This is a genomic window from Shewanella sp. GJ50-10 (assembly GCF_055808815.1).
This window is the reverse complement of record NZ_JBVVSS010000001.1, coordinates 238560-251961: the sequence shown is the minus strand read 5'-3', so window position 1 is coordinate 251961 and position 13402 is coordinate 238560. Positions and strand designations below refer to the sequence as shown.

15 protein-coding genes are annotated in these 13402 nt (G+C 40.6%); 12 read left to right on the top strand and 3 right to left on the bottom strand.

Annotated features, from left to right (window positions below; genetic code table 11):
- Window positions 1–235: 235 nt before the first annotated feature.
- Window positions 236–712 (top strand): sigma D regulator, encoded by a 477-nt coding sequence (gene rsd, locus AC0L4E_RS00935; protein WP_473677603.1) that lies wholly within the window; start codon window positions 236–238, stop codon window positions 710–712.
- A 165-nt stretch (window positions 713–877) separates the two neighbouring features.
- On the opposite strand, the gene AC0L4E_RS00930 is transcribed toward rsd, so the two are convergent.
- The 3 genes from AC0L4E_RS00930 to AC0L4E_RS00920 all read right to left on the bottom strand — a co-directional run bounded on the left by AC0L4E_RS00930 (window position 878) and on the right by AC0L4E_RS00920 (window position 3089).
- On the bottom strand, window positions 878–1921 hold the full coding sequence (locus AC0L4E_RS00930) for an MJ1255/VC2487 family glycosyltransferase (RefSeq protein WP_473677602.1): 1044 nt from the start codon (window positions 1919–1921) through the stop codon (window positions 878–880).
- A gap of 148 nt (window positions 1922–2069) precedes the next feature.
- Window positions 2070–2594: a phosphatase PAP2 family protein gene (locus tag AC0L4E_RS00925; protein WP_473677601.1), complete on the bottom strand. Its 525-nt coding sequence runs from the start codon at window positions 2592–2594 to the stop codon at window positions 2070–2072.
- Window positions 2595–2831: 237 nt separating this feature from the next.
- Window positions 2832–3089 carry a uroporphyrinogen decarboxylase gene (locus tag AC0L4E_RS00920; protein WP_220753765.1) on the bottom strand — a complete coding sequence of 86 codons (258 nt, stop codon included), beginning with the start codon at window positions 3087–3089 and terminating at the stop codon, window positions 2832–2834.
- Window positions 3090–3471: 382 nt separating this feature from the next.
- On the opposite strand from AC0L4E_RS00920, the gene rraA reads away from it, so the two are divergent.
- The 11 genes from rraA to AC0L4E_RS00865 all read left to right on the top strand — a co-directional run bounded on the left by rraA (window position 3472) and on the right by AC0L4E_RS00865 (window position 13399).
- The gene (gene rraA, locus AC0L4E_RS00915) at window positions 3472–3957 is read left to right on the top strand and encodes a ribonuclease E activity regulator RraA (RefSeq protein WP_220753764.1); all 486 of its coding nucleotides are present in this window, start codon (window positions 3472–3474) and stop codon (window positions 3955–3957) included.
- A 195-nt stretch (window positions 3958–4152) separates the two neighbouring features.
- A complete protein-coding gene (locus tag AC0L4E_RS00910; protein WP_473677600.1) occupies window positions 4153–5190 on the top strand; it encodes a formimidoylglutamase in 1038 nt (345 codons plus the stop codon).
- A 377-nt stretch (window positions 5191–5567) separates the two neighbouring features.
- Window positions 5568–6323, top strand: coding sequence for a bifunctional demethylmenaquinone methyltransferase/2-methoxy-6-polyprenyl-1,4-benzoquinol methylase UbiE (gene ubiE / locus AC0L4E_RS00905; RefSeq protein ID WP_473677599.1), 756 nt, complete (start codon window positions 5568–5570; stop codon window positions 6321–6323).
- Window positions 6323–6943 carry a ubiquinone biosynthesis accessory factor UbiJ gene (locus AC0L4E_RS00900; protein WP_473677598.1) on the top strand — a complete coding sequence of 207 codons (621 nt, stop codon included), beginning with the start codon at window positions 6323–6325 and terminating at the stop codon, window positions 6941–6943. The genes ubiE and AC0L4E_RS00900 overlap by 1 nt, the downstream gene beginning before the upstream one ends.
- Window positions 6940–8589 (top strand): ubiquinone biosynthesis regulatory protein kinase UbiB, encoded by a 1650-nt coding sequence (gene ubiB, locus AC0L4E_RS00895; RefSeq protein ID WP_473677597.1) that lies wholly within the window; start codon window positions 6940–6942, stop codon window positions 8587–8589. The genes AC0L4E_RS00900 and ubiB overlap by 4 nt, the downstream gene beginning before the upstream one ends.
- 100 nt (window positions 8590–8689) lie before the next feature.
- A complete protein-coding gene (gene tatA, locus AC0L4E_RS00890) occupies window positions 8690–8929 on the top strand; it encodes a Sec-independent protein translocase subunit TatA (protein WP_102526388.1) in 240 nt (79 codons plus the stop codon).
- Between the two features lie 6 nt (window positions 8930–8935).
- On the top strand, window positions 8936–9334 hold the full coding sequence (tatB, locus tag AC0L4E_RS00885) for a Sec-independent protein translocase protein TatB (RefSeq protein ID WP_220753759.1): 399 nt from the start codon (window positions 8936–8938) through the stop codon (window positions 9332–9334).
- A gap of 10 nt (window positions 9335–9344) precedes the next feature.
- A complete protein-coding gene (gene tatC, locus AC0L4E_RS00880; RefSeq protein WP_473677596.1) occupies window positions 9345–10103 on the top strand; it encodes a twin-arginine translocase subunit TatC in 759 nt (252 codons plus the stop codon).
- A gap of 52 nt (window positions 10104–10155) precedes the next feature.
- The gene (locus tag AC0L4E_RS00875) at window positions 10156–10695 is read left to right on the top strand and encodes a hypothetical protein (protein WP_473677595.1); all 540 of its coding nucleotides are present in this window, start codon (window positions 10156–10158) and stop codon (window positions 10693–10695) included.
- A 2-nt stretch (window positions 10696–10697) separates the two neighbouring features.
- The gene (locus AC0L4E_RS00870; RefSeq protein ID WP_473677594.1) at window positions 10698–11495 is read left to right on the top strand and encodes a TatD family hydrolase; all 798 of its coding nucleotides are present in this window, start codon (window positions 10698–10700) and stop codon (window positions 11493–11495) included.
- Window positions 11495–13399 (top strand): sensor domain-containing diguanylate cyclase, encoded by a 1905-nt coding sequence (locus AC0L4E_RS00865; RefSeq protein ID WP_473677593.1) that lies wholly within the window; start codon window positions 11495–11497, stop codon window positions 13397–13399. Before AC0L4E_RS00870 ends, AC0L4E_RS00865 begins: the two co-directional genes overlap by 1 nt.
- Window positions 13400–13402: the final 3 nt, after the last annotated feature.

The window sequence follows — 13402 nt, the reverse complement described above, 5'->3', positions numbered from 1 at the left end:
GCAAGAACAATCAAGAAGCACGATAAATCGAGCCCTTAAAAAATCTATTTGCCCAGTGATAGCTTGCTATCACTGGGCATTTTTCTTTTTTCCCCTTCCCGCATTACTATTATTCTCTATCAAATAGAGCTTTATCTGGTCGATCCATTCGATCTTTTACAGAAAATAGTTGATCAATAGTTACTTTCTCTCATACATTAAGTGTTATGGATTAGTTGTAAAACTGGAATTAGCTATGCTGACAAAACTCGAGAAAGCCGAACAGAAATGGGGCGGGTCTAATAAACTTGTCGATCAATGGCTACATCATCGCAGAGTATTGCTGATCCAATATTTTAAAATTGCAGGTCTAGCACCATATACCATGCCTGCAAAAAGCCTTCCTAAAGCCGATGCGGTTAAGCAGTTCTGTGCACAATTGGTCGATTACGTCTCTGAGGGACACTTCGAGGTTTATGATCAAGTGGTCAACGAATGCGAGAAGTTCGGCGAAAGCAGTAAAGCCAGAGCCCAACTCCTACTGCCACAGATTAGCGAAACAACTGATGCAGCGCTGGATTTCAATGATAAATATACTGAAGCCGATAATGACGATGTGTTAATGGATTTAGATGCTGATTTATCCAAATTAGCTCAAGCTATGGAAACTCGCTTTGCTTTTGAAGATGAACTGTTAGAACAACTTCATGAGCATCATTCAAAAGCTAGTTAATAGGCTTTTAAGCAAACAATACAAATTCCTTTCAACATAAACATAAAAGCTCTCTTTGCGATAAATAAAGGGAGCTTCCTAGTTTGACAAAAGTGCCACCAACTCCACTCTAGTTCGATTCTCGCGTAAAAATATACTCACGTTCAAATTGGTTCAGATCGACATTTATTTACGCCAGTTATCTGGTAATTCCACCTGCGACCATAAATCGTTACACAGCACTTGATGTTGGTGCCAATTACCTTGCTTTAACCACTTCACCAATGCATCACCCACTTGTGGATATTTAATTGCCTTAGGCGAAGCTGATTTTAACCAACGATTTAAGATCACCCCATCAAGCTTTTCCATGCTCTGCGCTGCGGCGAGTAATTCTAGTGCGGCAACGTTAGATGACTGCTCGAATTGACCTAATAAGGGTTTTACCAACAGCTTTTTTCCAAGCGTCATGGCCTCACTCGCCAATTCAAACCCTGCATTGCCAATCACCCCACCACACTGTGACATATGGCTTTTAAAGCCAGCTCGATTAAAGCCGAACCAATTAATATGTTCAGGTAAGTCGAGTGATGGTTTATCTGCGTGATACACAAAAAACTGGTAATCAGTAAAGGGGCTGAGAAATTTAGCAATGGCATCAGCACTTTCAAAAGGAAGATAGACGAGTATCTGATGACTATGATCCCCACAGTTTGGCTCCACTTCCACAAATGGTGGCAATATAGGAAAACCAAAGTGATGCCAATGACAGCCCAATTTAATATCCGTTGGCGCGAAATTATTTAAGAGTATTTCATCAAACCAGCTCATTCCCTGCTTAGGCACGGGATATTGCAGCGCAGCTTGATGACTAATACTAATCGACGTCACTCCTTGCTTTTTAGCCGCCCAAGCGGTGACAGGTTCAAAGTCATTGAGTACTAAATCATAGTCAGTCAAATCCATTTGCTGAACTTCCGACAAAATCGGCGAAGTCACATTTCGTTTAACGGTTTTCGTTAAATTAACTCGGCCGCCTTCAGTGATGAACGACATGCCCTTTCTGACTTGATAATCACCAAAGCACTCCATATCAAAATATTGGTCTTCATTGCGGCCACTAAATAGAAAGTCCACTTCTATATCTGTTTTACTCAATGATTTCGCCATGACTCGTGCACGACTAATATGGCCATTTCCAGTCCCTTGAACACCATATAATATTTTCATAAAGTTCCTTGTGTTAACACATGCTGATTGCATCACGCCAATTAAGGCAATGTGCTGGTTACTTTTAGTTATTGTTTAACTCAATTTGAACTTGAGCTAGACCTAGCTGCGTGCCACTTATATAAGACGGCACAATAAAATCGATAGATTAAACAAATTGACCAGCCAATAAGACAGCGCCCATCCCTAACCCCATACCCGCGAGGATATCTAATGGGTAATGAACCCCTAAAGCAATGCGCGATAAACCAATGAATATCGCCCAAGCAAAGGCGATTGGTGCAAGTGCGGGGAAAATACTTAACACCACAGATGACATAATGAACGCTGCTGCGGTATGGCCTGACGGTAAACTGAATTTATCTGAAGGTTGAAAATCAGACTCAAACCCAGCAAAAGCTGCACAGGGGCGAGTGCGACGAATTGAATTTTTTAATAGTAAATACAGTGGCAGCTCAATGACGTAACTCAGCAGCATCAAATTAAAAAAATGGCCACCTTGAGGATGAAGAAACAGCAAACCGACACCAATATACACATAGAAGTGTCCATCGCCTGTGGCTGATACTTTTTTAGCAAAGTCAGTTAATTTATGATCACGGCAGAAAGTCAAAATATGACAAAACAACAGCTTATCTAGAGTTGCTATGTTCAACGTCAGGTCCTTAGCCATAATAAATCCCTATTGATTAATTGTTATTCAACCATTGTAAGGACTGTAATTATTACCAATGACGCTGACGTGACATTCTGTCGAAGGTTTTATGACAAGATATTGATTGGGGCGTTTAAGAGTAAGAAGTTATAGATTAAAGGGGGCGTAAAAAAGGAATGTTAATAAAAAGATGAGTATGAGATTAAGGTGCCTTATTAATTATTCATTAGTAAGACACCTCATTCGACAGCAAGCTTAAGCAGATGCCTCTTCAAGGCTGTCCGACTTACTTGTGCGATAAATTTTGATCAAATGAAATATATTGATCCCAGCAACAAATGCATTCATGCCTGCAACTGGCCATGCTTCAATTTGTACACCGTAAATAACGAATAATGTACAACCGACAAAGTTTAACCAACGTAGCCAAATAATATCTTTCATCATTAATGAGATAGCCACCATAACCGATGCGCCATAACCAATGATTTCAACAACGTCTAACCCTTCCATAAGAACCTCTCATTAAGGCTCTCTGCCATCCATAAGCGTTACGGGGGGTCCGTGCCCCTAAAGCAAATAAAACAAACTGCATTTAATTAAGTGCTGATATTAACAAAAATTCATACAAGATTGTAATAAAAATCCGTAATATGATGACTAAGATCAATATATGTCGCACCTCAGCGCCATAATGTAAGTTACTTTCTTACAGAGTGGATTAAACTGAGTTATTCTAACTTTTTATAACATCGGTTTATAAATCAACTTGTTGCTTTATCGCAATCTGGTGATGAATATCGCTGTTAATTTCATAAAAAGCTCATATAATTCATTTAAGATTGCTTAACTACTAGCGAGAAGTATCAAATCGCTAACCCCAAGGAGTGTCACTATGGAATACAACACCTCAGAACTGTGTGATATGTATTTAGATGTTGTTGATGTCGTCGAACCTATGTTCAGTAACTACGGCGGTACTAGCTCTTTTGGTGGTTCTATTAGCACCATTAAATGCTTCGAAGATAACGGCCTTATTGCTGACGCACTTCAAGCTGAAGGCGAAGGTAAGGTATTATTAGTTGATGGTGGTGGCTCTATGCGCCGCGCCCTGGTAGATGCCTCAATAGCTGAAATTGCTGTCGCAAACAAATGGGAAGGCATTATCGTTTATGGCTCAGTAAGAGACGTAGATGCGCTAGAAGAAATGGACATTGGTATTCAAGCATTGGCTTCAATTCCAATTGGTGCTGATAGTAATGGTGTCGGCGAAGTCGAAATCCCAGTTAATTTTGGTGGCGTGACCTTCTTACCTTTCGACCATATTTATGCTGATAACACTGGTGTGATTTTATCACCTGAAGCATTAGATATTGAATAACGGTTTAAGCAATGCTTAAATTGACTAAAGCCAGCCATGCTGGCTTTTTTATTGCCTCATTTTAATGAAAAATATATCCTCAATTATGTTTTTCCTTAAACTGATTCTGTTTAAATTCAGTAATAAATTAAAAAATAGCTTCTCAAACAATACTTAACTAGAAAAATAACAATAATCATCAGATAAGTAGGCCCTATGCTACAAGTTATGACTCAAACTTGGTTAGACACATTTATTTCAACCCGCGATGGCGAAACTAAATTAGGTCAGCAAGTCCAATTACTAACAAGCCCTCAAACTGAGCCAAATCAGCTCAAGCAATCATTGCGAGATGCCAAAACCCAAGGTGCGCAATTTGTTATCTTAGGAATAAGTGAAGATGCAGGCCCTAGAGCTAATTTAGGTCGCGGGGGCTCAACCACAGCATTTAATGCAGCGTTAGGTCAGCTAGTTAATTTCCAGTCGAATCGTTACCTCAATGGCCAAGAATGTTTGATTCTAGGTAATATCGAACCTAAACCATTAGACAGTAACGCCACGACAGAACAGTTAAGACAGGCCACTGCTGCGCTTGATAATCAAGTCATTGAAGTGGTAACTCAAATCCTTGCTGCAGATCTCGAGCCTATTGTCATTGGCGGTGGGCACAATAATGCCTATGGACTATTAATGGCGACAAAGGCGCATTTCAATCAAGCTGCTGCAGCCGTTAACTTAGACCCTCACAGTGACTTTAGACCAAGAGAAGGCAGGCATAGCGGCAATGGGTTTAGTTATGCCGCCGCAAACGGGGCGTTAGCTTATTATCATGTATTAGGCTTACACGAGCTTAAAAACAGTGAAACAACCCTTGAGCAACTAAGTTTGTTTGGCGGTCATTGGCATAGCTTTCAACAAATATGGGTCAGACGCGAAATCAGCTTTGAAGATGCATTAAAAGCGATTGCTAACAATTTAAATCAAACCCAGTTACCTGTCGCACTCGAACTTGATGTTGATGCTATTGCGAAAATGCCTAGCAGTGCCTCAACTTATGCTGGCGTGCCTTTATTAGATGCCTGTCATTACATTCATTATATTGCCAAGCATTGCCAAACAGCTTATTTACACATCGCCGAAGCGGCGCCACAATGCCATGAAGCTGGTGAAAGTGCAGGCAATAGAGATGTTGGTCAAAGTGTCAACGAATTGATTTACGCTTATATTCAAGCCAAAAAACCAGTTCAGTACTGAATAGAGTTAAAGAAATAGTTAAGTGGATCATTAAGTAAAAAGTTACGTTCAGATTAGTGAGCTTTTCAGCTTGGCTCACTAAAATTGAACCCTACTTTTAAATTGATCGTATGAATTATTGTTCATGCTATGTTTTCAATAATTACAGACTATTCAATATCGAATAGATTTATGGTCTAATGCAGGGCAATTTTTATGGTGCCTTTTTATAGCGCCTGAATGCAGAGTGTTAATGAACACCATTGAATCAAATCTGCAGGGCTACATTCCAAGCTGTTTCTAGTAAACTGGATCACACTCTCGCTGATTAAAGTTTCTGCAAAGCAAGCAATGGCATACACTCGCAGTTAATTACCGCACATTATAGGAATACACAGATGTCTGAGGGCGACCCAAAGAACACTCATTTTGGTTATAAAACCGTTGATTCAGAAAAGAAAGCTGACTTAGTCGCTGACGTATTTCACTCGGTTGCTGCCAAATACGACATCATGAATGATGTAATGTCATTTGGTGTTCATCGTTTCTGGAAACGTCACACTATTGCTACTGCTGGTGCGCGTCCAGGCATGAAAGTATTAGATTTAGCTGGCGGCACTGGTGACTTAACCGCTAAGTTTTCACATTTAGTTGGCGATCGCGGCCAAGTTGTTTTAGCTGACATCAATGATTCAATGCTAAAAGTTGGCCGTAGTAAACTGCGTGACAAGGGCATTGTTAGTAATGTTAATTACGTACAAGCCAATGCTGAAGCTCTACCATTCCCAGATAACCACTTCGACATTATTACGATTGCGTTTGGTCTACGTAACGTGACAGATAAAGATGCAGCATTGCGTTCAATGCGCCGTGTGTTAAAACCAGGTGGTAAGTTACTCGTCCTTGAGTTCTCTAAACCTCAACACGAAGTGATGCGCAAAGTTTACGACTTATATAGCTTCAAAGTGCTACCAAAAATGGGCGCATTAATTACTCAAGATGCAGACAGCTATGAATACTTAGCTGAATCTATTCGTATGCACCCAGATCAAGAAACATTAAAGCAAATGATGATTGATGCAGGTCTTGAGCAAGTGGATTACACCAACATGACTGATGGTGTTGTTGCATTGCACCGTGGTTATAAGTTCTGATGCAACCCAATCATTTTTCATTACTGACTTGCGCGGCCTTAGAAACTGCGATTACGCAGCTACAAGCGCAAGATCAGGGTGAATATGCTCGCCTCAAAAATTTACACGGTAAAGTGTTTTGCATTCAGTTAAGTCAACTCGAATGGCCGTTATACTTGGTATTTGCTAAGCAAATTCAAGTGCTCAGTATCTATGAAGGCGAAGTGGATGTCAGTGTTACCGCTGACGCCACTACACTGTACCAAATATCTGAAGGCGAAAGCCTTACTGAGCTGATTAAACAAGACAAGCTTAAACTTGATGGTGACGTCAATTTACTGCAAACCTTCAGTCATTATCTACGGCATATTGAATTAGATTTTGCTGAGCCTTTGTCTCGTTATATCGGTGATGCACCAACGCATATGTTGGTGTCTGGCAGCAAACACTTTGCTAATACAGCAAAGCAAATATTCGAAAAGTCGCGTTCTCACGTTGGCCAATTAACCACCGAAGAATATCGTCTTGCGCCTCATCAAATAGAATTCATTCATTTTCGTGATAATCTTGAAGACCTTGTCGAAGACACCTCAACAATTGCTTCGCGAATTGATAAATTAAGAGAAAAAATTACCCCATGACAATTGCAAGTATCAGGCGCGGTTATCAAGTCATCAAGACTGTATTACATTACGGCTTAGATGATGTTTTACCTCATAAGAAAACCCCCTGGTACTTCTCTCTTCTGCGTAATAGCTTTTTTTGGATCCGCAATCAACACCAAGATAAACCTGCGGCTGAGCGCCTAAAACTTGCAATGCAAGAGTTAGGGCCTGTGTATATCAAGCTTGGACAAATGTTGTCGACCCGCCGTGACTTATTAAATGATGAGTGGGCAGAAGAGCTTGCCATGCTTCAAGACAGAGTCCCACCGTTTGACTCAGCTTTAGCCCGTGAAGCCATTGAAACTGAATTAAAAGCGCCCATTGAAAGCCTATTCGATAACTTTGACGATACCCCACTTGCCTCCGCTTCAATCTCCCAGGTTCACACAGCCAATTTAAAAGAAAATGGCGCAGAGGTCGTGCTAAAGGTCCTCCGTCCTAATGTTGAAGCACAAGTTAAAGCTGATTTACAGCTTATGTGCCAAGCAGCCGATTTACTCGAGAAACTCTTAGGTGAAGGTAATCGTCTGCGCCCTGCTGAAGTAATTGAAGATTACCGCACCACGATTCTCGGTGAACTCAATTTAAAGCTTGAAGCATTAAATGCCGTTAAACTTCGAAACAACTTTTTAGATTCAGACGCCTTATATGTTCCGTATGTTTACGAAGATTATTGCTTTACTCGCCTGATGGTTATGGAGCGAGTTTATGGTATTCCGGTTTCTGATGTTGAAGCGCTTAAAGCTCAGGGCACTAATTTAAAACTACTTGCTGAACGTGGCGTGGAATTGTTTTTCACCCAAGTATTCCGTGATAACTTTTTCCATGCTGACATGCACCCTGGCAATATTTTTATTAGCCATGAGCACCCAGACAATCCATTCTATATTGGTATGGACTGCGGCATCATGGGCACATTAAGCGATATCGATAAACGGTATTTAGCAGAAAACTTTTTAGCCTTCTTCAACCGTGACTACCAACGTATTGCTCAGCTTTATATTGAATCTGGTTGGGTATCAGAGAACACTGATGTATTGGCGTTTGAACAAGCCGTTAAAGTGGTTTGTGAGCCGATGTTCAACAAACCATTAGATGAAATTTCATTTGGCCATGTGCTTTTAGAACTGTTCCGCACAGCTCGTCAATTCGACATTGTCGTGCAGCCACAATTAGTGTTACTTGAAAAAACCTTACTGTATATCGAAGGTTTAGGGCGTCAGCTATACCCTCAACTTGATTTGTGGTCTACCGCGAAACCATTTTTAGAGCAGTGGATGTCTGAGCAAGTAGGTCCGAAGGCAATTTTTGATAAAGTTAAAATGAAGACGCCTTATTGGGCCGAAAAACTGCCGGAATTTCCAGAGCTTATCTACGACAACTTAAAAGTTGGCAGAAAGTTGCTTGGAACACAGCAGCAAATGCTAGATAAGTACCTGAAGTTTCAGCATAAAGCTCATAAGAGTAACTACTTATTAATTACATCTGCCGTATTATTGATCTGCGGCACACTATTATTAAATCAAGACGCTACACTATGGCCTTCTTATATTTGTCTAACTGCAGGTATAGTGCTTTGGTTCACAGGATGGCGATCCAGACCAAAGAATCGTAAATTTTAACTAGCACTTATTCATTAGAGGTTCATAATACTCAATGTAATAAAGGTTATAATTTTGACTTTATTCAACATCACTTGTTTATTCTATAGAGGAAATGTTCATGGGCGGCATCAGTATTTGGCAGCTTCTTATCGTTGCGTTAATTGTTGTTTTGTTATTCGGAACTAAAAAGTTACGTTCTTTAGGTGGTGATTTAGGTGGCGCAGTTAAAGGCTTCAAAAATGCTATGAATCCTGAAGACGAAGAGAAAAAGTCTTTAGAAGATAAAGATAGCACTGCGAAAACTTCACAACAGGCAACTGAACAAAAGTCCGAGTCAAAGGACAAAGAACAGGCGTAATTCATTATGTTCGACGGTATTGGCTTTATGGAGCTACTGCTGATTGGAATTTTGGGGCTAGTGGTTCTCGGCCCCGAAAGACTTCCAGGTGCAGTACGTTCAATCTCTGGGTGGATTCGCTCATTAAAGCGAATGGCAAACTCTGTTAAAGACGAATTAGAGCAAGAGCTTAAAATCGAAGAGCTTCATGCTGACTTGAAAAAAGCAGAAAGCAAAGGTTTGTCTAACCTATCTCCTGAATTACAAGAGTCTATTGATCAGCTAAAGGATGCTGCACAATCAGTAAATCGTCCCTACCAAGTAGAAGACGTTAAAAAGGATGCGCCTGCGGCACAGCCTACTGAAGTTGCCACGCCAACGACTGAGCAAACTAACGACTCTACCAGTTCAAATACCAAAAGCTAGCGGGTAATCAATGTCACAACAGCTACCTCTCATTAGTCATTTGCTTGAATTGCGTAATAAATTACTCAGAGCTATCGGCAGTGTTTTGCTGGTTTTCATCTGTTTAGTTTACTGGGCAAATGATATTTACCATTACATGGCGATTCCATTAATGCAGTCACTGCCTGAAACAAGCAGTATGATTGCTACCGATGTAGCTGCGCCATTTTTCGCCCCATTTAAATTAACCTTAGTTTTAGCATTTTTTGTGGCGATTCCGTATGTGTTATATCAAGCTTGGTCATTTGTTGCGCCTGGTTTATATAAGCACGAAAAACGCTTAGTGACGCCACTTCTGGTTAGCAGTACCTTACTGTTCTATTCAGGCATCGCGTTTGCTTATTACATCGTATTCCCAGTTGTATTCGGTTTTTTCACCAGTGTAGCCCCTGAAGGTGTCACGGTTGCAACCGATATCAGCAGTTATTTAAGCTTCATTCTTAAGTTATTTTTTGCCTTTGGTTTAGCCTTTGAAATCCCAGTTGCTGTGGTATTAATGTGCTGGGCAGGGGTAACAACACCTGAAGAGCTAAAATTAAAACGACCTTATATTGTCGTTGGCGCTTTTGTGGTTGGTATGATGCTGACACCTCCTGATATTATTTCACAAACAATGTTAGCGATTCCTATGTTAATATTGTTCGAAGGCGGATTATTAGCAGCCAAGCTATATACGCCAAAAGAAGATACAGATAATGAAGAGTCTGAGAGCGAACGCACCGACAGTTAATTGCATTTGATACTCATGGACTAGTAAAACAATAATAAAGAAGGATTCTGTTATGCGTTTAACCTTGGTTGCCACTTTTGCTTTGGCTATCTCTTCACAAGCTCATGCTAACATTGAGCAACAACTGGCAAATTGTGCCAGCCATACTGATAAATTAGACCGCCTAATGTGTTACGACGCATTGGCGGCTTCAGTAAAATCTCCAGTTCCTACTCAACTTCCTGCTGCACCTGAAGCCACTGCTGTTTCTGCCAGTGCACCTGCTGTCGTAGCCCCTGTAGCTGCGACGACTGCTGTTGCGGCAACCTCGCCTCAAACTGTCAGTTCGGTAGAGCAAGAATTTGGTTTAAAGAAAAAATCAGCTGAAGAAGATGAACTTCGTCTATACGCAGAAGTATCATCAGTCAAGAAAGATCCTTATGGTTCGTTAATCTTGACCCTGTCTAACAACCAAACTTGGAAACAAGTCGGCACCGAGCGTTATAAACTTAAAGTGGGTAACAAAGTTTATATCGAAAAAGGGGCTCTAAGTTCATATTTGTTAGGCACTGATGACCGCAATTCAACCATGCGAGTTAAGCGTCTAAATTAATCATGTCTCAGCATATCGATATTGCAGTTAATCTACTGAGTAGTCGATTTGCTGCTGATATAGACAGCGTTATAAACAATGCGGTGGAACATCATGTTTCACCGTTAATCGTTATCGGCAGTGATATAGCCGAAAGTATCGAGTCTGCCAACCTCTGCCAGCAATACCCAACAAAACTCTATAGCACAGCAGGTATTCATCCTCATCAAGCCAGTAGCTGGGATGGCGACAGTCTGTCACAATTAACTCAACTAGCTTCGAGTAAACATGTCGTAGCCATAGGTGAGTGTGGTTTAGACTACAATCGTGACTTTTCCCCTCGTGATAAACAGCGTCAAGCTTTCGAAGCGCAATTAGCGTTAGCAGCTCAATTGCAAATGCCAGTATTAATGCATTGTCGAGATGCTCATGATGATTTCATTACGATATTGAAGCAGTATCGGCATAAGCTTCCTAGTGCAGTCTTGCATTGCTTTACAGGTTCCAAGGAAGAGTTACTCGAGTGCTTAGCCTTAGATATCTATATTGGTATTACTGGTTGGGTATGCGATGAAAGGCGCGGTGCTGAGCTTGCTAGCATAGTGCCATTAATTCCAGATAACCGTCTTATGGTTGAGACGGATAGCCCGTACCTTTTACCAAGAAGTATGCGGCCAAAGCCTAAATCAAGTAAAAATCTACCGCAGTATTTACCTTACATTGTAGAGTCCATTGCAAAGTTGCGTGGTCAAAGTTACCAAGAGTTAGCGGGTTATTGCTATGAAAATAGCATCAGTTTCTTCAGACTGGATAGTCAATAATGAAACTTGCTCACCTTCAGTTAACTCCATTTTTTATCATTGGATTATTGTTTATCTTATTGGTTACTAGCACTCAAAGTTTTGCCAATGCCCACATTAATACACCACTAAGGTTAACTGAGTCCTCCATTACTAAAATAGAGTTAATTGACTGGCTGTATATCCATGATTCGAACGATATCAAAGAACTGGCAAGACTAAAACTGCACAATAATAATCAAAGTCATTGGCGTAAATTAACCACTAAAGACATGCGTCAGATTGGCGTTAAAAACACTTGGGTTAGTTTCAGTATTTATAACCCTAATGACCAATTATCAAGAATAATCGCCTTAGATAATCCCTTATTGGACAGTTTGAAGTTATTCCATTTAGTTGATAATGAATTAAAACAAGTAGAACTGATGGGCGACACTGTACCTTTCGAGCAAAGGCCCTTACAAAGTAACTTGTTTTTGTACCCTTTTGATATGAAACCTGGTGAGCTGCATACCTTTTACTTCAAAATCAATAACCGAGGCAGCCTTAACATACCACTGGTACTTTGGAGTAAAAATGACTTTAGCCATGCTATCGAAGCACAAAGTTTAGCCTATGGATTTCAAATTGGTATCTTGAGTGCCATCGGAATATTCAGCTTATTTATTGCTTTAGCATCCGGTTCATTTAGTTACAGTTATTATAGTGGTTATGTAATTTCTTTAACTATCATAGTCGCAAGTATCCACGGTATTTCATTTCAGTACTTATGGCCTAATTTACCGACACTTCAGCAACTTGCGATACCGATGTTAATCCCAATAGCCCTTGCCTTTGCCCTCATGTTCACCGAAAAAGTCATGCAGCTCAAGTATCACAACAAGCGTATGTTGCTATTGGGGCGCTATTTGGCGGTTTACTGCATACTGCTAAGTTTGGTCGTTTCCTTCTTAGACTTTAAATTCGCACTCTATTTACTGGCTTTATCAGTAATTACTATCAGTTTCATCTTGATTCTTTTCTCGTTATTTCAAGTTATAAAAGGCACCAAAAACGCTAGGCTGCATGCCATAGGTCGAATTGGGCTTTTCATAGGTTCTTTGTTAAGTGGTTTGATTTATCTCGGTCATATTGATTTGCAAATACTGCCACAAACCCCGGTAATGATAGGCTTAACTTTTGAAGTTATAACCATGGCTGCAGTATTGGCGATGCGTTATAACGACGAACGCAAAGCTAAACTGCAAATGCAGCAAAAAGCACTTGAGCAAGCCGTGCGTTTACAACAAAACCGTGACGAAGCATTACGGGCTGAAGCAAAAGCAAACGAACGCTTAGAGCAAATGGTGGCACAAAGGACCTTAGAGTTAGAAGTCACCTTACGTGAGTTAAATGACGCTAACCAAAAACTCACTCAGCAAAACACAATTGATAGCTTAACTGGGGTTAAAAATCGCAGTGCATTCGATAAACGATTGACTGCCGAAGGTCGCATAAGTCGACGTCAGCAAACACCGTTAGCTGTGTTAATGATTGATATTGATAAGTTCAAAGCCATTAATGATGAGCATGGACATCTTGCTGGTGACCACTCGATTAAGGTGATTGCCACAACAATTTCAGACTTTTTAAAACGTCCAACCGATCTGGTGTCACGTTTTGGCGGTGAAGAGTTTGCTATTATATTACCAAATACTGATAGTGAAGGGGCGATGCTGTTAGCGGAAAAGATTCGCCTAGCAATATCTGAATTATCAATTGATTGGGAGGATAACCCTATCCCCCTTTATGTAAGTATTGGAGTCAGTGCGGCGGTAATTGAAACCGATGACCACCCGACTCTGTTACTTGAGCAAGCAGATAAAGCGCTTTATCAAGCTAAGCGCAGTGGACGAAACCAAGTATGCGAGTTTTCGTCAGAATAAGAG